General features: G+C 42.4%; 19 protein-coding genes. 17 read left to right on the forward strand and 2 right to left on the reverse strand.

What is annotated here, in order from left to right; genetic code table 11:
* The first annotated feature begins 29 nt into the window (after window positions 1-29).
* The 5 genes from B649_RS04735 to B649_RS04755 all read left to right on the forward strand — a co-directional run bounded on the left by B649_RS04735 (window position 30) and on the right by B649_RS04755 (window position 4,586).
* Window positions 30-1,928 carry an ATP-binding protein gene (locus tag B649_RS04735; protein WP_015653372.1) on the forward strand — a complete coding sequence of 633 codons (1,899 nt, stop codon included), beginning with the start codon at window positions 30-32 and terminating at the stop codon, window positions 1,926-1,928.
* On the forward strand, window positions 1,928-3,250 hold the full coding sequence (locus tag B649_RS04740) for a methyl-accepting chemotaxis protein (protein WP_015653373.1): 1,323 nt from the start codon (window positions 1,928-1,930) through the stop codon (window positions 3,248-3,250). The genes B649_RS04735 and B649_RS04740 overlap by 1 nt, the downstream gene beginning before the upstream one ends.
* A complete protein-coding gene (locus B649_RS04745; RefSeq protein ID WP_015653374.1) occupies window positions 3,247-3,618 on the forward strand; it encodes a response regulator in 372 nt (123 codons plus the stop codon). Before B649_RS04740 ends, B649_RS04745 begins: the two co-directional genes overlap by 4 nt.
* A gap of 120 nt (window positions 3,619-3,738) precedes the next feature.
* Complete coding sequence (locus B649_RS04750) at window positions 3,739-4,182, forward strand: DUF4395 domain-containing protein (RefSeq protein WP_015653375.1); 444 nt, start codon at window positions 3,739-3,741, stop codon at window positions 4,180-4,182.
* Window positions 4,182-4,586, forward strand: a complete 405-nt coding sequence (locus B649_RS04755) for an Rrf2 family transcriptional regulator (RefSeq protein ID WP_015653376.1) — start codon at window positions 4,182-4,184, stop codon at window positions 4,584-4,586. Before B649_RS04750 ends, B649_RS04755 begins: the two co-directional genes overlap by 1 nt.
* Window positions 4,587-4,599: 13 nt before the next feature.
* Here the strand turns inward: B649_RS04755 and B649_RS04760 are convergent, their stop codons facing one another.
* Both B649_RS04760 and recO read right to left on the reverse strand, forming a co-directional pair.
* Window positions 4,600-4,848, reverse strand: coding sequence for a hypothetical protein (locus B649_RS04760; protein WP_015653377.1), 249 nt, complete (start codon window positions 4,846-4,848; stop codon window positions 4,600-4,602).
* A gap of 47 nt (window positions 4,849-4,895) precedes the next feature.
* Window positions 4,896-5,513, reverse strand: coding sequence for a recombination protein RecO (gene recO / locus B649_RS04765; RefSeq protein WP_015653378.1), 618 nt, complete (start codon window positions 5,511-5,513; stop codon window positions 4,896-4,898).
* A 183-nt stretch (window positions 5,514-5,696) separates the two neighbouring features.
* Between recO and gltB the strand changes: the two genes are divergently transcribed.
* From gltB to B649_RS12495, 12 genes are all read left to right on the forward strand, one after another.
* Window positions 5,697-10,130, forward strand: a complete 4,434-nt coding sequence (gene gltB, locus B649_RS04770) for a glutamate synthase large subunit (RefSeq protein WP_015653379.1) — start codon at window positions 5,697-5,699, stop codon at window positions 10,128-10,130.
* A gap of 5 nt (window positions 10,131-10,135) precedes the next feature.
* Window positions 10,136-11,518 (forward strand): glutamate synthase subunit beta, encoded by a 1,383-nt coding sequence (locus B649_RS04775; protein ID WP_015653380.1) that lies wholly within the window; start codon window positions 10,136-10,138, stop codon window positions 11,516-11,518.
* Window positions 11,518-12,246 carry an inositol monophosphatase family protein gene (locus B649_RS04780; protein WP_015653381.1) on the forward strand — a complete coding sequence of 243 codons (729 nt, stop codon included), beginning with the start codon at window positions 11,518-11,520 and terminating at the stop codon, window positions 12,244-12,246. The genes B649_RS04775 and B649_RS04780 overlap by 1 nt, the downstream gene beginning before the upstream one ends.
* Window positions 12,243-13,085 carry an acetyl-CoA carboxylase, carboxyltransferase subunit beta gene (gene accD, locus B649_RS04785; protein ID WP_015653382.1) on the forward strand — a complete coding sequence of 281 codons (843 nt, stop codon included), beginning with the start codon at window positions 12,243-12,245 and terminating at the stop codon, window positions 13,083-13,085. Before B649_RS04780 ends, accD begins: the two co-directional genes overlap by 4 nt.
* Window positions 13,085-13,642 (forward strand): thiamine phosphate synthase, encoded by a 558-nt coding sequence (locus tag B649_RS04790; RefSeq protein ID WP_015653383.1) that lies wholly within the window; start codon window positions 13,085-13,087, stop codon window positions 13,640-13,642. Before accD ends, B649_RS04790 begins: the two co-directional genes overlap by 1 nt.
* Window positions 13,639-14,097, forward strand: coding sequence for a 23S rRNA (pseudouridine(1915)-N(3))-methyltransferase RlmH (locus B649_RS04795; RefSeq protein WP_015653384.1), 459 nt, complete (start codon window positions 13,639-13,641; stop codon window positions 14,095-14,097). The genes B649_RS04790 and B649_RS04795 overlap by 4 nt, the downstream gene beginning before the upstream one ends.
* A 9-nt stretch (window positions 14,098-14,106) precedes the next feature.
* On the forward strand, window positions 14,107-14,460 hold the full coding sequence (gene dksA / locus B649_RS04800; RefSeq protein WP_015653385.1) for an RNA polymerase-binding protein DksA: 354 nt from the start codon (window positions 14,107-14,109) through the stop codon (window positions 14,458-14,460).
* Between the two features lie 12 nt (window positions 14,461-14,472).
* Complete coding sequence (locus B649_RS04805) at window positions 14,473-15,495, forward strand: hypothetical protein (RefSeq protein WP_015653386.1); 1,023 nt, start codon at window positions 14,473-14,475, stop codon at window positions 15,493-15,495.
* Window positions 15,496-15,551: 56 nt separating this feature from the next.
* Entirely contained in the window at window positions 15,552-16,541 is a 990-nt protein-coding gene (gene dusB / locus B649_RS04810) for a tRNA dihydrouridine synthase DusB (protein ID WP_015653387.1), read from the forward strand.
* A 62-nt stretch (window positions 16,542-16,603) separates the two neighbouring features.
* A complete protein-coding gene (locus tag B649_RS12490; protein ID WP_291750945.1) occupies window positions 16,604-16,732 on the forward strand; it encodes a hypothetical protein in 129 nt (42 codons plus the stop codon).
* A complete protein-coding gene (locus B649_RS04815; RefSeq protein ID WP_015653388.1) occupies window positions 16,733-16,963 on the forward strand; it encodes a hypothetical protein in 231 nt (76 codons plus the stop codon).
* A 2-nt stretch (window positions 16,964-16,965) separates the two neighbouring features.
* The gene (locus B649_RS12495; RefSeq protein ID WP_291750946.1) at window positions 16,966-17,133 is read left to right on the forward strand and encodes a hypothetical protein; all 168 of its coding nucleotides are present in this window, start codon (window positions 16,966-16,968) and stop codon (window positions 17,131-17,133) included.
* The last annotated feature ends 7 nt before the right edge of the window (window positions 17,134-17,140 follow it).

Consider the following 17,140-nt stretch of genomic DNA (forward strand, 5'->3'; position numbering starts at 1 on the left):
GTATTATTTGAAAAAAGCAATGTGAGTCTATGGTTGAAGTCATAAAAATCGTCTACGTAACCGATTGGACAATCGGAGATTATAATCTAGCGGATCAAGATCCATTTTTTAATGTCTTAAAAGAATTTGATGCAGAGTTGAATATTCGTAACGATTTCCCTGAACTGTATGATGAAATCGATCTTTTAATTCTCCATCCGATGGAGATGAATAGTAAAATTTTTGAGACTATCAGCCATAGCAAGATTCAAAATCCTGCCATTAAAACGGTCGTCATTTCGAGTGCTCACGGGAGTGACCTCTTTTTACAGGCCATTGATGTCGGTGTGGATAAATATCTCCTCAAACCTTTGTTGCCCAGCGCAGTTCAAAAAGTTGTTGAGCGTCTTATTTCCCAGTCTCTTGAAGCCAAACAGGCGAAAAAAGCCTACCGACAAATTAATATGATGTTTGGATCGATCTCAAAAACCGCTTTGGTGATCCGAATCGCCCATAATGGAATGATAGCAGAGGTTAATTCACTGCTCGGGGCATTGATCGGTATGGCTCCTGAAGAGATGGTAGGACACTATTGGCTTCGATTTGTCGAACGGCGCTTTTGGATCTATCTTAGAACATTGGTTCGAGCCCACTTGCAAGCCGGAGAAATTTATCGCGGAATCATTGAAATTATTGGAGCGAAAAACCAGACGATTACGGTTGACTCCACTATTTATGCGGTTTTAGACAGCCGTGGTAATATCGAAGAGATCGTTTTTATCGGGCATGACGTCAGCGAGATGAAGCGAGCCATTTTGGAGAGTATGAAACAACTGATCGATTATGATACCTCTTTGGCTATTTTATTTGATCATCGATACGAGGCGATCATGGTCAATCGAAAGTTTTTGGACGTTAATGGGTATGAGAATTTTGAAGCGTTGAGTGAGAGTTGTGATTTATGGTCATGGATGTTTGAATCGCAACAGGGATTGCAACCTATATTATCCGACAAATACTCTCAAAAAGATGGGCTTGAATTTATTGTCAAAGAGTTGAAAAAAGGGCATATAAACGGGCGAATCATCTCTATCAATTTAAATAATAATAAATCGTACTATACGGTTCATATGAGTTCTATGACGAATCCGTTGATTCAAAATGAACAATATCATATTCTTTATTTTGTTGACGTGAGCGATTTTGAACGCCTTAAAGAAGAAAAAATCAGTGATGCAAAGCTGATGAGCGTCGGGCGTCTGGCTGCTGCTATTACCCATGAAATCAACACCCCTTTAACTTATGTCAAAGGGAACCTTGAACTACTGAAATGGGCGTGTGATGGAAAAATTGAGCAATCAGAGCATTATTTCAAACCGATCGATGAGGGGATTGAGAGGATAGAATTCATTGTCGGATCGATGTATGAATTCGCCGGTACAGGGAAAGAAACAATGGATGTGTGCAGTGTGGACATGACCCTTGTTTACGGACTGCGTATCGTTATGAACCGTGCAAAACACATTGTCCCTATCCGACTAAACGGTCAACTGTTTTCACTGAGGACGAAATATAACCCAAAAAGCTGTATGACAATGGGGATATCGACACGTTTGGAGCAGGTGTGGATTATCATCCTTAATAATTCTTTGGATGAATTTGAGAAAGGTATAATACCTTATGAGAATCGTCGGCTTGATATTTGGCTTAAATGTGAAAATGATGATGTGACGATAACCATCAGCGACAATGCCGGAGGGATACCGAAAGGGATGTTGGAAACTTTGTTTGATTTCGCGATCGGCGGAGAGAAAAAAAAGAGTATGGGAATCGGGCTAAACGTCGCAAAAGCTATTATTGACAAACACGGAGGGAGTATTCGTGCTGACAATGAAAATAATGGTGCCGTATTTGAAATCAGTTTGAAAAAGTATAAGGAGGAGAAATAATGTTTTTTGGAAAAGAATCGGCAAAATATAAAGAAGAAGCGGATCTTTTACGGGTTGAGCGGGATATTTTGAAAGCAGAGCTTGCTTTATACAAAGAGATAGCGTCATTGAGCCTTAAAGAGGCAGTAATTGTTTTAAATGAACGCGATGAAGCAATTTTTTATAATACCCGGGCTGAATCGATTACCAACAAAGAGAGTGTTATTCGAGAACTCACGAAAGGCAATCATGAAATTATTGTCGGTGAATGTGAAGCCTCGGTAGTGAGCAAAAGTTTGAGTAATGGCGTAAAAGGGTTTATCCTTACCAAATCTTCAGTGATCGGAGCAGAGCAGGGTGGATTGCTGGAGATGCACCAAAAAAGTATACGCGGTGCATTGGACGCGACTCAGCATGTTTTTGTAGACATTTTAGAGAAACTCAAAGAGATGGTTGAACAGTCGAATGAAACGGCACGTGGCTCGGATGAGGGGCTAAAAATAGCCAAACATGTCGATGAAGATATGAATAAACTCGCCGAATTAATGGAGGGGACACTCTCGACAACGGCAAATCTCGTCAATCGATCGCATGAAGTTTCCAACGTTGTGGCATTGATCAAAGATATCGCCGATCAAACCAATCTCCTTGCCTTGAATGCCGCGATCGAAGCAGCGCGGGCAGGAGAACACGGTCGAGGATTTGCGGTTGTTGCCGATGAGGTACGTAAATTGGCCGAACGGACCCAAAAAGCGACCAAAGAGATTGAAATTGTCATTCAGTCGATGCAGCAAGATACCAATGAGATTGAAACAGCGACCGAAGAGCTATCCGGGATTGTAACCAGTACAAAAGACGAAGTAAGCCAGATGTCGGATCGAATGGGAATTTTTCAACGTAATTCCTCACGAAGTGTATTTGAAATTATGGACATCAGTAATTATATCTTTAGTAATTTGGCAAAAATCGACCATGTTATCTACAAAAATAATGTATATGCTTTCTTGTTTGGTCAAGAAAATATCTTTAAAGCGGTCGATCATCATACATGCCGTTTAGGTAAATGGTATGATAACGGTGTCGGAAAAGAGCAGTTTGGAATGCTTAAATCCTACAGTCGTCTGGAAGGACCGCATGCTACGGTTCATGCGCACGCCAATGCATTGATCGCCGATTGCGGTGACGGCAAAAAACTCTGTTCTCGAACCCAGATCGAACAGCGAATCAAAACCATTGAGGCAGCGAGTCAAGAGGTATTTGAAGCGCTGGATGTATTGGTTGCAGAAAAAAATGAACATATGATGGGAAGCGCCATTAAAAGTCTGTTTGGAGGGGAAAAATGATCCGTTTAATGATAATTGATGATGAGACTTCTATCGGAATGATGTTGGAAAAAGCTCTGGGACGCTCCGGAGATATTCATGTCACCTATTTTGATAATCCGGTGAATGCTCTTGCTCGATTTCGTTCCGGTGAGTACGATGGGGTGCTTCTGGATATTATGATGCCGCAAAAAGACGGTTTGAGTGTTCTAGAAGCGATTAAAGCGAAAGATCCTGAGTGTGTTGTTATTATGATGACAGCGTATTCCACACTGGACAAAGTATTGCAAAGTCATAAAATCGGTGCGGATCACTATATTCTAAAGCCATTTGACTCCCTCATGAATGTTGAGAAAAAAGTGCGAGAGTTAGTAAAAACACGTTCATAAGAGTAAAGGGGATACGTCCCCTTTTTTTTTGCCTTAAGTTTTATACCTTAGTAAAATGATATGGATACTTGACAATAAGAAAAAGGTATATTAATATTGTGAAAAATTTAGGAGAAAACAATGGCTCAACAATGCCCTTTAATTTTTCGACACGTTGATGCTACGGTTACAAGAATCAATACTTTATTTGTAATTCTAGGCATTATTGCATTTTTAGTGACGCAAAGTCCGATTGTATTGATCTTACTGATCGTAGATTTTATCCTTCGATTGTATGGTTATAAACATTTAAGTCCGATCAATATCAGTTCACTATTTATTCAGAAAACCCTTTCCCTCGAAGTTAAAATGGAAGATGCAGGGGCAAAACGTCTTGCAGCATTTTTCGGTACGGGATTTACGATTGCTTTATTAATTAGTTCGTGGATCGGTGCTGATGTTGCGATAGCGTTTATTTCCGGCATATTTCTATTCTGTGCTGCTTTGGAACTCTTATTTGGGTATTGTATTGCATGTAAGATTTATTATATTGCTAAAAAACTGTACCCTAAGGGATTTGAGTAATGGCGGCTCTCTCATCTAAAGCGATTTACGGATTGGCAGCGATGCATGTTCTTTCTCATGCCCCTTATTCGCGGGCGATGCAGGTGAGAGAAATATCGGCAATGACACAAATTTCACACGGTTATCTCGAACAGCTTCTCTCTATTTTGCGTCGTAACAATCTTGTAAGCAGTATTCGAGGAGCCTCAGGCGGATATAAACTCTCCCGAGGGAGCCATGAGATTGAGGTTATAGAGATCATTGAGGCTTTGGAAGGGCCATTTTATAAAATCGAGGGGAATACCGGATCGAGTTTGATTCTGGAATATTTCTGGGGAGATATCGAGGAAAAAATGAGAGGACTTTTTGGAATGAAACTTTCCGAACTCGACCAATCGTATCAACCTCATTATTATGAGATTTGATACTAAAATCCCTTTATCTTCTAGGAGCGCGTTTTGCATCGATTAAACGGCGGTTCTGAGCCATGATCGTTTCGATTTCCTGAGCATTTTTGTTTTGGTAAAAATGTTCTTGGTGGAGAAGATTTTTGGCATGCACTTCGTCGTAAAATTCTTGGAGTGTTGACCCTTTGTTTTTTGTAGGGACATATCGAGAGGTTGATACTTTTGGAGCGGAAGGGGTATATTTTGCCCAAACGGCTTCTCTTATTTTATGTTGACGCATTGTTTTCTCATTTTATCTGAATATGGATAAACAAGCAAAAAATGGTCCTATAATCCCTCATTCAGTATATACCATAAGCGCCCGATTTCCTGATCATCCAAAAAAAGAGTCGAGGCGTGGCTGTAAAGCCATTCCAGCCCTTTTGGATTGATAGATAAAGTGTGTGAACAGTTCGGATGAGCGGGTAAAAAAGCCCGTATCAATGAAATTTCATGCTCGATAGGAAGATCACAAAAAAAGCAGTTTGGTTCACGGTGTAGCCGTCCCTCGTAGTCAAGAAGGCGAACATAGATTTCGATGGCAACCCGTTTTGGATTTTGATCCTTCCATCGCAGTGCGGCCTCGTTTAAGAGATCAAAATAAAAATTTCCGATGGATTCGGAGTCTTTGAGATGAGGATGAAAGAGGGTGATGAACTGCTGCCACAGACGGAGCCGTTCATATTCACCCATCCATGAAAAGCCAAGATGGATGACATCTTTCATTCTGGAGATCGAGGATTTGAGTGAATGTTCTGCTTCAAAGTCGATTTTAAAGCCTATATTAATAGGGCTATGGCGAGCACCGTAAAAGCGATAAAGGGTCTGTAAGCTTTCCTCGGCTATTATGGTGACGATCATATCTTCTTCACGCACTCGGGTGAGTTTGATAATGAATCCCTGCATACTATTGGCTCTACTCTACACATTTTTTTCTAAATCATCAAAAATTATTTATTATTTTAACCTTTTTTAACCTTGTAGACGCTAAAATAAGAAAATTTCATCCCTCTTTAAACTACTTATGTTTAAAAAGAGATTAAAAAATAACAATTTGCCGAAATTTTCTGGTGAAAGGTGACGATTAGAGTGGAATACCAAGACCTATTACGATCATTTAAAGATAACTGCGGATTTGGATTGATTGCAAATATCAAAAACCGTCCTTCGCATGAAAATTTAGAAAATGCGATTACTGCGTTAGAGCGAATGATGCACCGAGGAGCGGTTGCTGCAGATGGTAAAACCGGTGATGGAAGCGGATTGCTTTTATCTCTTCCGCATGAGTTTATGCGAGGAGCTGCACAAGACGCAGGGGTAGAACTTCCTGAAATGTATGCAGTAGCAGTGGTCTTTACCCGTAATGCTTCAAATTTAGAGCGTTTTGAAAAAATTTGTAATGATAATGACCTCAAAGTGGTTTTGGACCGTGTTGTACCGGTAGATACCAATGCGCTTGGAGAACAGGCACTTACAACGTTGCCGGAAATTCACCATATTTTTATTACCCCGAATTCATTAATGGCATCTCAGCGTTTTGATGCGTTGTTGTATCTTAGCCGTAAAGAGATCGAGCATGCCCTCGTAGAAGATCAGGATTTTTACATTGCCTCCATGTCGGCTAGTGTTGTTTCGTATAAAGGTTTGATTATGCCGACGCATATCAAAGAGTTTTATACTGATTTACAAAACGAAAATTTTAAAATCTCTTTTGCCCTTTTTCATCAACGTTTCTCGACGAATACCCTTCCAAAATGGCGTTTGGCTCAACCGTTCCGTGCGGTTGCCCACAACGGTGAGATCAACTCGGTCGAAGCCAACCGTTTTAACGTTGCGGTCAAATCCGAATCGATTAAAAGTGAAGTGTTCACCGACGAAGAGATCGCGCGACTTTTACCGATCCTCCAACCGGGCGGGTCGGACAGTGCGAGTGCCGATAACTTTTTCGAGTTTTTGATCATCAACGGAATGGATTTTTTTAAAGCGGCGCGTGCGGTTATACCGGCTCCGTGGCAAAATGCTCCTCATATGGATCCTCAGCTTCGCGCATTTTACGAGTATCACTCTACCGTTTTTGAAGCATGGGACGGTCCTGCCGCATTCTCTCTGACAGACGGGCGCTATATCGGATGTGTACTCGACCGTAACGGCCTTCGACCTTCTAAATACATTATTACCCATGATGATACGCTTCTTATCGCAAGTGAATACGGAGTTATCGATATTCCAGAAGATCAAATCAAAGAACGCGGACGTTTACAATCGGGTCAAATGATCGGTTTGGATTTGAAATTCGGGAAAGTCCTTAAAGACGAAGATATTAACCAATATCTCAAATCCTCTAATCCGTACATGAAATGGCTCAATGATCATATGATCTATCTCCAAGAGCATGTAGAAGAACAATACGTTACCCGCTGTGAGTACGATGCTTCTAATTTGGTAGAGCGTCAACGCTATTTCAATATTACCCAAGAGGTGATTGAACAAGTGATCGAGCCGATGATGCGTGACGGCAAAGAAGCAGTCGGATCAATGGGAGATGATACTCCGCTGGCGGCATTTAGTACAGTACAGCGTCATTTCTCCGATTATTTCAAACAACGCTTTGCACAAGTCACCAATCCTCCGATCGATCCGATCCGTGAAAAAGTGGTCATGAGCTTGAATACCGGGTTTGGTGAAACCCATAACATCTTGGATGAGATCCCTTCTCATGCGAATCGTCTGAAAGCGATTTCACCGATTATCATTCGTGAAAAACTGGAAGTCTTAAAATCATTCGGGGATAAAAAATCACCGCGCTACCAATCATTCTATACCAATCAAGAGTTTTCAACGGCTTACAGCGGTGCGTTGAAACCGGCTCTTGAAGCCTTGGTAGAAGAAGTCATTAAAGCGGTACGCGAAGAGGGTGTCCGTATCGTTATCCTCGATGACAGCGGCTTTGACAAAGATCATAAAGCGATTCCGATGGCGATGGCGGTCGGACGTATCAGCCGTGCATTGTTGGATGAGCGTATCCGTCATTTGGCATCGATTGTCGCGTGTACATCGGAAGTGATCGATTCTCACGGTGCGGCAACTTTGATCGCGTACGGTGCGAGTGCGGTTTATCCGACTCTTCTTTTTGCTACCGTAGCCGCACGTGCTGAACGAAGCGTCACGGATGTGAGTTGTTCTGAAGCTTTCAAAGCGGTTCATCATGCACTCAATGCGGGCTTGCTTAAAATTATGTCCAAAATGGGGATCGCGACGATTGCATCGTACCGTAACTCAGGGCTCTTTGACGTCATCGGCTTGAGTAAAGAGATTGTTCATGAATGCTTCGGAGAATCATATGTCATGATCCCGGGACTTACCTACGACGATATTGATGTACGTTTGGATCGTAATCACAAAGATGCGTTTGAAGTGGGCGGATTCAACCGTATTTTCCCACTCAAAATCGGTGGATATTATAAATTTTACAACGGGCAAGAGCACCACGATTTCAACCCGGATGTCATCCATGCGATTCACCGTGTTTCGAAAACCGGTAAACGTGAAGATTTCGATAAACTCAGTGCCTTGGTCAACGGTCGCGGACAAAAATTCATCCGCGACTTCTTCGAGTTTAAATCAGACCGTTCGCCTATCGATATCTCAGAAGTTGAACCGAAAGAAAAAATCTTTAAACGTTTTGCTTCGGCAGCAATGTCCTTGGGTTCAATTTCACCGGAAGCGCATGAGTGTATAGCGGTGGCGATGAACACCATCGGCGCACAAAGCAATTCGGGTGAGGGGGGTGAAGATGCGGCTCGTTTCGGCACACTCAAAAACTCCAAAATCAAGCAGGTGGCATCAGGTCGTTTCGGGGTGACTCCGGCGTATCTCCGCTCAGCTGAAGAGATTCAGATCAAAGTAGCCCAAGGGGCAAAACCGGGTGAGGGTGGACAGCTTCCGGGTCATAAAGTAAGCGGTCTTATCGCACGTCTTCGCTATACGATGCCGGGTGTGACTTTGATTTCCCCTCCGCCGCACCATGATATCTATTCGATCGAAGATTTGGCACAGCTCATTTTCGACATGAAACAGGTCAATCCGAATGCAAAAGTAGCGGTTAAACTCGTCTCTTCTGCGGGTGTCGGTACGATTGCGGCAGGTGTTGCGAAAGCATACGCCGATAAAATCATTATCTCCGGCGGGGATGGCGGTACCGGTGCGGCTCCGCTCACATCGATCAAATTTGCGGGGAATCCGTGGGAACTCGGTCTTTCTGAAGCTCATAACGCCCTTAAAGTGAATAATCTTCGCGGTCTTGTGCATGTGCAAACCGACGGTGGACTCAAAACGGGTATGGATATTGTTAAAGCGGCATTATTGGGTGCAGAAAGCTACGCATTCGGTACGGGGGCACTTACTATCATCGGATGTAAAATGCTTCGTATCTGTCACGTGAACAAATGTTCCGTCGGTATCGCAACCCAAAATGAAAAATTACGGGGCGAGTTTTTCAACGGAACGGTTGAAGAATTGATCAACTATTTCACCTATTTAGCCGAAGATGTACGTAAAATTATGGCTGGGCTCGGTTATAAAACGATAGAAGAAATGGTAGGACGCAGTGATTTACTTCGTGTTATTGATAATGAATTCGCGAAAAAATTTGATTTCAGTGCGGTATTGCACCGTGAAGAGGGTGTTAATACCTGTCAATCACCGAGCAATGAACCGTTTGATGCGAATGAGTTTGAAAAAGAAGTTCTCATCGAAGCGATGGATGCAATTAAAAACCCTGAACGTCCAATCCGTATCGTCCGTGATATCTGTAACCTAAACCGCAGTTTCGGCGCACGTATCAGTGGTGAGATAGCACAGTACTACGGCGATGGCGGTCTTAAATCCGATACGATCCGTCTCCAGCTCAAAGGGATTGCAGGTCAGGCATTGGGTGCATTTTTGATCAACGGTGTCTCTATCCATCTTGAAGGTGTAGCGAATGACTATATCGGTAAAGGGATGCATGGCGGTAAAATCGTTATCCGCTCTCAAAATCAAGGTGAGGCATTTGCTGCGGGCGGAAATACCTGCCTTTACGGCGCGACAGGCGGTAAACTCTTTATTTCCGGTTCAGTCGGTGAACGTTTTGCCGTCCGTAATTCCGGTGCCCTTGCCATCGTAGAGGGGACAGGGGACAACGCGTGTGAATACATGACCGGCGGTGTCGCTGTGATTCTTGGAAAAACAGGGATTAACTTCGGTGCGGGTATGACCGGCGGTTTTGCGTTCGTTTATGACCAAGATCACAGTTTTGTTGAAAACGTTAACCGTGAGTTGATCGATGCCCTCCGTATCGATACCGATGATGGAGATGAAGCACGCCACTATCTTAAACGTCTTCTCAAAGAGTACGTTTCTGAAACTGAGAGTGAAATGGCGCAAGAATTGCTCAAAAATTTCCGTGTCGAAATCCGAAATTTCTGGCTTGTTCGTCCAAAAAACTTAACCAAATTGCCACTCAATCCTGATAAAGGGGACTAAGAAATATGAGAGAATTTTTAACAATTGAGCGTATCGACCCCACGAAACGCCTTGTTTTACAGCGTCTAAAAGATTTTAGCGAGATTTATGAGCCGATGGGTGCGAGCGATGCCTCTTCACAAAGTGATCGTTGTATCCAGTGCGGTGACCCGTTTTGTTTGAATAAATGTCCGTTGCACAACTACATTCCTCAATGGCTTAAAGCCATCGCGGAAAAAGATTTGAAATTTGCATTTAACCTTTCCAATGAGCCATCACCGTTTCCTGAAGTGATGGGGCGTGTATGTCCGCATGATCGCCTTTGTGAAGGAGATTGTACCCTTAACGACGGTCACGGAGCGATAACGATTGGTTCAGTTGAGACCTTTATCAATGAAGAGGGTTTTAAACAAGGGTTAAAACCGTACTTTCCGGGGATTACCACAGACAAAAAAGTGGCGATTATCGGTTCAGGTCCTGCGGGGCTTTCTGCCGCTACGTATTTGCTTCGTTCAGGGATTGCGGTTACCATGTATGAGCGCAGTGATCGTGCCGGAGGATTACTGACGTACGGTATCCCGAATTTCAAGCTTGATAAAAAAATCGTTGAGCGTCGTGTTAATCTCTTGCTTGATGCTGGATTGGAACTCGTTTTGAATTGCGAAGTGGGCAAAGATATTGAATTTGATGCCATTGCCGACAAGCATGATGCGGTCTTTATCGGAATCGGTGCGACCAAAAGCAAAGTGGCTAAAATTGCCGGTGAAAATGCATCCAATGTATATCCTGCAATAGAATATTTGAGTGCAATTCAGCGTAAAAATTTCGCTCTCGCCTACGATAAAAAGTTCGATTTTAAAGACCTTGATATTGTAGTTGTCGGTGGTGGAGATACGGCAATGGACTGTGTCCGTACCGCGAAACGCGAAGGGGCTAAAAACGTAACCTGCTTGTACCGCCGTGATGCGCATAACATGCCGGGCTCGGTTAAAGAGTACAAAAATGCGATCGAAGAAGGGGTGGATTTTGTTTTCCATGCTTCTCCGAAAGAGGTTATTTTGGGCGAAAATGGAAAAGCGGTCGGTATCCATATGGCAAAAACCGTTTTGGGTTCCAAAGATGAATCCGGTCGTCAAAAAATGGAAGAGGTCAAAGGGGGCGATTTTAATATCAACGCTGACGTCATTATTATGGCACTCGGTTTTGATCCGTGCGTGCCGCCATTTTTAGCGGAAAACGGAATTACAGTAAACGGATGGGGCGGTATTATCATTAATGATAAACACGAGACGACAACTGCCGGTATCTATGCCGGAGGGGATTGTTATCGCGGTGCCGATTTGGTGGTAACTGCTGCCTATGACGGGCGTGAAGCGGCTCGTTCAATCGTAAAATCTTTACTTCGTTAATGAACGATTTTATCGAGGCTTCTATCCGTGCTTGTCACGAGATAAAAGCGCTTATTGAAGAGGGAGATCTCTCTTTATTTACCCATTATGAACAAGGCTTCGGCGGTGATATCAGCAACGGTGTTGATTTGCGTGCCGAAGCGATCTGCTTTTCTCATCTCTCTTCATTCGGATCGATTTTTTCCGAAGAGAGCGGATGGATCTCTCCTGAATCGTCTACCAATATTTTTCTTGATCCCATTGACGGAAGTGATAATTTTGTCTCAAAACTCCCGTATTATGGAGTTTCGATTGCCCGTATGTGCAGGGGGAAAATGACTGAAGCACTCGTATGTAATCTCGCAAACGGTGAGATTTTTATCCGTACGATGGATGAATATTATCATACAACATTGCATAATTCTTTTCAAAAATTTCAAATTTCGACCAATTCCTCGGCAAAAATCGGTCTTTTTGAAAAAGCTCCTGAACACCCTGATTTGATTAAAAAATTGATGGAAAAAAAGCTGAAATTTCGTTCCCCCGGAGCCCTTGCTCTCTCGCTCGCCTATGCCCCTTATGTGAAATATGTGCTATTTTTGGGTACAATGCGACCTTACGATATCCAAGCCGGACTTTATCTAAGTCAACACTTGCATGTGTTTAACGATGATAGATATATCCTCATAAGTGCGGATAAAGAGCTTTTTGAGCAGATACGTTTGATTGTAGAAAAGGAGTATTTTTGAGTCTATTTAACCTGTTCGGGGACTCCGAAAAGAAAAAACAACCCACCAAGAGTGAGGCTCCGTCTCACTGGGTAAAATGCCCCTCGTGCCAGTCACTGATGTATTACAAAGAGATTGAAAAACAAAACCATGTATGTCCTAAATGCGGGTTTCACCTTCGCATCGGGGTTAAAGAGCGTTTAGCCCTCATTGCCGATGAGGGGAGTTTTGTTGAATTTGACGGCAATCTTCGCCCGGTTGACCCGATTAATTTTGTGGATAAAAAAAGCTATGCGGCACGTGTTGAAGAAGGATTCGCTAAAAACGGTACTTACTCTTCGGTGGTAAGCGGTGAATGTACGATTAACTCGGTTCCCGTACAGCTTGTGGTATTTGATTTTAACTTTATGGGCGGATCCCTCGGTTCGGTTGAGGGCGAAAAAATCGTTCGTGCGGTAAATCGCGCATTAGAAAAACGTATGGGATTGATCATCGTCAGTGCCAGCGGCGGTGCACGTATGCAAGAGAGTACCTTCTCCCTTATGCAAATGTCAAAAACATCAGCGGCATTGGCAAAATTGGCTACTGCAAAACTTCCGTATATCTCATTGCTCACGGACCCTACCATGGGAGGCGTAAGTGCCTCTTTTGCAACACTGGGTGATATTATCATCGCTGAGCCGGGTGCATTGGTTGGATTCGCGGGTCAGCGTGTTATTAAACAAACCATCGGCTCTGATTTACCTGATGGGTTCCAACGTGCCGAATTCCTCCTCGAAAAAGGGTCTATCGATATGATCGTAGAACGCAGTGAACTCAAAGAGACACTGAGTGATATGCTTAAACTTCTCCTCCCATAATGCAGCTTTACGCTCTTTGTGATGCTGATATGCTCTGTGAGAGGGGAATTGAACTCCTCTCTTTTGCCACTCGTGCCAAAGCATTAGGGGCGAGCATTCTTCAATACCGAAACAAACACGCTGATATTGCTGCGATTAAAACAGATTTAATTGCTCTTCGCCAAACATGGGAAGGCTTTTTGCTCGTTAACGACCATTATGAGCTTGCCACGTTTTGTGACGGTGTACATATCGGTCAAGATGATTTGGCTGCGATTGATTCTGATCCCACTCGGGCAATTAAAATTCTAAAAATGGCAATCGGTGAGGATAAAATTATCGGTCTTTCAACGCATAACGCTGATGAGATTGCAATTGCAAATGAATTGGATTTGAATTACATCGGATTAGGGGCCTATCGTGCTTCGTCGACGAAATCGGAAGCCAAAGTGCTAGGGGATAAACTCGATGAGATCGCGGCACACTCTACGCATCCGGTCGCCGCTATCGGTGGTGTTAAACTTGATGATGTATTTCAATACGTTACGTACAAAGTAATCGGGAGTGGACTGTTATGAACATTTCCATCATTACGATTGCAAAAAAAGAGCGTTCACTGTACGATCCCCTCTATCAAGAACAGATGAAAATGATCTCCCGCTTTGCCAAAGTGGAGGACATAGAATTATTTCCCAAAGAGGTCGTAAAAGCGCATACTATCAGTGCTGAAGCATCCCAAGCGGCGTATTCAAAATTATTATCACCGATGCTGGGTAAAAATTACTCGATTGCGTTGCATCCTGATGGAAAAAAACTCGATAGTTTTGCATTTAGTAAGCTTATAAGTGATAAAATTTCGTTGCAATTTTTTATAGGTGGCGCTTACGGCTTTGAAAAGAGCTTTGTAGAGCAATGCGATGTAGCGATTAGTCTCTCTGAGATGACGATGAGTCACAAGATCGCAAAAGCTGTTTTGCTAGAGCAAGTCTATCGCGCCTATTCACTGTTAGCAAACCATCCGTACCACAAATGAGGAGCATTGATGAGAGACCATGAGTTGCAGTATTTCGAGGAGATATTACTGACGCGTAAAGCTCAGATTATCAAAAATCTTACCGGCGTCGAGAGCGAAATGAATCAGTTACGTGAGATGGAACTGAATGACGAAGGTGACTATGCTTCTGCCAGCAATGACAACATGGTTGAAAATGCTATCGGATCACAACAGATGCATGAACTCGAAGAGATTGAAGCGGCACTTTATAAAATCAAATCCAAACAATACGGTATTTGTGAAATGTGTGAAGATGATATCGGTTTCCAGCGTTTAAAAGTAAAACCGCATGCAAAATATTGTATTGTATGTCGTCCGATCGTTGAAAAAAATAAACACTAAAAGGGAGAGAAAATGCAACTAAAACGGTACACCATTGCTTCACTTATCTTAATGATCTTAGTCGGTGCTGCGGTCTATTCGATTGATAATGAATCAATATCTTTTGATTTATTAGGGATGCATTTTCCAAATCTTCCGGTAGCTTTTTGGGTGGTTGTTCCACTGATTATTATGTACCTTGCCAGTTTGCTACATATGGGTGTTTACGCGTTGGTCGGAAATTTCAAACTTCGTCGTTTGAATAAAGATCACGAGAAAATGATCGATGCGCTTCGTGACTCATTGCTTGGGGTGAATGAACGCAATTACGTTTACAAAAGCGATGCCTATAAACTCATGGGTAAACTTATCGACAATGCTCTGATCCTTCCCTACGAAACCCTTCGTTCGGTTGGAAACGAAAAAATCGATGAAGCTCTTGAATTAATGCGTGATGTTAAAGAGAAGAAAAAAGTGGATATCAAAAAATTCCATTTGTCTTCAACAACATCGATTGCTATTCAAAATAATTTGAACCGCTTTGAACGCGGAGAGATGGATGCAGATTCTGTCCTCTCACGCCCTGACAGTTACGGTGAAATCGTTTGCGCTAAAGCGTATGCATCGTATGTAAAAACGGCATCGGTCGGATCGGTGATGAAGTTTAAGCATCTCTTTACGAAAGCATCTTTGATCGATTTCGTTCAGCGAATCAATGCGGCAGAAAACGGTATTCAAATCACTAATGAAGAGTTGGCAACAATTTTCAGCTCACTTAAACTTGACAGTAACGATTGGATCGATATTTCGGCAGGAATGTCTAAAAACATGCTTCCTGAACAACGTATTAGGCTGTTTGAAGTACTAAGCGAAAATAATGACGAAGCAATGGAAGGGTATCTGTACACTCTTTACGATTTACAAATGATTGATACGGCAAATGAGATTTTGAACAATACGTCGAACAACGATTATCAAATTTTCAAAGCGTATCGTGATCTCAAACGTGCAAACAAACACTATGATATCGCGATCTTTTTACGCCGCAATTGCTAAATAACATCATTATAAGATAGCGTTTATCGCTATCTTCTCCTCCAAGGTAATTTTTTATGACTCCTAAACTCTCTTTTGAAACTCCTGTTTATGCGCTTGCCCCCCTTGCCGGATACACGGACTTGCCATTTCGCAATGTGGTTAAAAAATTCGGTGCCGATTTGACGGTGAGTGAGATGATTAGCTCAAATGCACTTGCTTACGGTTCGGAAAAAACCATTCGTATGTTGGAACGAAGCCCGAACGAAGATCCTTACTCCGTGCAGATTGCAGGTTCAGAAGAGGATATTGTTCGTCGTGCAGTCGAAGTCCTCAATGGTGTTGAAGATATTGATATTATCGATCTCAACTGCGGATGTCCTGTCCCTAAAATTGTTTCTCACGGTTCAGGAAGCTCACTTTTAAACGATTTGCCTCGGATGGCCCGGATCATTGAAACTATTAAAAAAACTTCCAATAAGTCAACGTTGAGTGTTAAAATTCGACTTGGATTTGAAAGTAAAAACCATATTGAGATCGCCAAACTGGTTCAAGATTGCGGCGCTGATTTTCTAGCGGTTCATGGGCGTACCCGTGCGGGAAAATTTAAAGCTCCCGTCGATTATGACGCGATCGCTGAGATTAAAGCTGCTGTTGGTATTCCTGTGATTGCTAACGGCGATATTGACTCCTTTGAGAAAGCGCAATGGGTGTTGGAACACACCAAAGCCGATGGTGTAATGATCGGGCGCGGAGCCGTCGGAGCACCGTGGATTTTTCATCAGCTTAAAACCGGAAGCGCTACTGTAGATCCGCTCATCAAACACGCGATCATTATGGAACATTTAGACGGCATGATAAGCTGTTACGGTGGACGAGGAGTTGTGACATTTCGTAAACACATTCACACTTATTCAAAAGGATACGAGGGTGCATCGGTATTACGCGATCTGGTAAATCGCATCGATGATCCGATCCACTTCCGTGCCGTAGTCGATGAGTTTTTTCTCACTCACCGACAAATCGGTGAAGGTTTCAAAGCTTCTGATATGAAATGCGAGTGCTAAAATCCTCTTTTAACTTTCCCCTTTCGCTATAATATCCTCACTTTAACAGTGAGGCACAGAATTTGTCACTTTTTCAAAAAACCGTCATTAATTCCATCAAACAAAACGAAATATTCTTAGTACGCGATGCGATGGTGTATGCGCTTTATGGGTTGAATGAGGATGAGATTGCGATTGTGGAGGGAAGGTAGATGAAGCATGTTAATAATATTCCAACAATGAATAATTTTCAAGATTTATCCAAAAAAGCAAAATATGATTTTGAAAGATTTAAAACTGATGGTTCGATTTATTCTTTTATAGATTGTTTATTAACATTAAATGCTTTACCGGATTGGATAAAGAATAGTGAAGTTGAAAATGATAATTTAAACAGAATAATTGACTCTATGCAAATCACTCTAAACATAATAAGTCAATAAAAATGGAAATGAGCGCAGCTTTTCCTCTTGAATTCCCAATAAGATTTAAATATATACAAGTTGGTGAGTTAGCTATCGATTCCGTTGAAATTTTAAAAAAAGTTATTGATTTTTGGGATGATTATATTAAAGATTTAGTATTAAAACGGGAACAATCTGAATTAAAATGAGCAAAGA

Source organism: Candidatus Sulfuricurvum sp. RIFRC-1, assembly GCF_000310245.1.
Taxonomy (GTDB): Bacteria; Campylobacterota; Campylobacteria; order Campylobacterales; family Sulfurimonadaceae; genus Sulfuricurvum.

What these genes read in the sequence shown, in the direction of transcription:
- B649_RS04735 (WP_015653372.1), top strand. Translation starts at nt 30, where the DNA reads ATGGTTGAAGTCATAAAAATCGTCTACGTAACCGATTGGACAATCGGA.
- recO (WP_015653378.1), bottom strand. Translation starts at nt 5,513, where the DNA reads ATGCAGGGATTCATTATCAAACTCACCCGAGTGCGTGAAGAAGATATG.
- dksA (WP_015653385.1), top strand. Translation starts at nt 14,107, where the DNA reads ATGAGAGACCATGAGTTGCAGTATTTCGAGGAGATATTACTGACGCGT.
- B649_RS04775 (WP_015653380.1), top strand. Translation starts at nt 10,136, where the DNA reads ATGAGAGAATTTTTAACAATTGAGCGTATCGACCCCACGAAACGCCTT.
- B649_RS04815 (WP_015653388.1), top strand. Translation starts at nt 16,733, where the DNA reads ATGAAGCATGTTAATAATATTCCAACAATGAATAATTTTCAAGATTTA.
- B649_RS04780 (WP_015653381.1), top strand. Translation starts at nt 11,518, where the DNA reads ATGAACGATTTTATCGAGGCTTCTATCCGTGCTTGTCACGAGATAAAA.
- B649_RS04750 (WP_015653375.1), top strand. Translation starts at nt 3,739, where the DNA reads ATGGCTCAACAATGCCCTTTAATTTTTCGACACGTTGATGCTACGGTT.
- B649_RS04755 (WP_015653376.1), top strand. Translation starts at nt 4,182, where the DNA reads ATGGCGGCTCTCTCATCTAAAGCGATTTACGGATTGGCAGCGATGCAT.
- B649_RS04795 (WP_015653384.1), top strand. Translation starts at nt 13,639, where the DNA reads ATGAACATTTCCATCATTACGATTGCAAAAAAAGAGCGTTCACTGTAC.
- B649_RS04740 (WP_015653373.1), top strand. Translation starts at nt 1,928, where the DNA reads ATGTTTTTTGGAAAAGAATCGGCAAAATATAAAGAAGAAGCGGATCTT.
- B649_RS04760 (WP_015653377.1), bottom strand. Translation starts at nt 4,848, where the DNA reads ATGCGTCAACATAAAATAAGAGAAGCCGTTTGGGCAAAATATACCCCT.
- B649_RS04790 (WP_015653383.1), top strand. Translation starts at nt 13,085, where the DNA reads ATGCAGCTTTACGCTCTTTGTGATGCTGATATGCTCTGTGAGAGGGGA.
- B649_RS04805 (WP_015653386.1), top strand. Translation starts at nt 14,473, where the DNA reads ATGCAACTAAAACGGTACACCATTGCTTCACTTATCTTAATGATCTTA.
- B649_RS12495 (WP_291750946.1), top strand. Translation starts at nt 16,966, where the DNA reads ATGGAAATGAGCGCAGCTTTTCCTCTTGAATTCCCAATAAGATTTAAA.
- dusB (WP_015653387.1), top strand. Translation starts at nt 15,552, where the DNA reads ATGACTCCTAAACTCTCTTTTGAAACTCCTGTTTATGCGCTTGCCCCC.
- B649_RS04745 (WP_015653374.1), top strand. Translation starts at nt 3,247, where the DNA reads ATGATCCGTTTAATGATAATTGATGATGAGACTTCTATCGGAATGATG.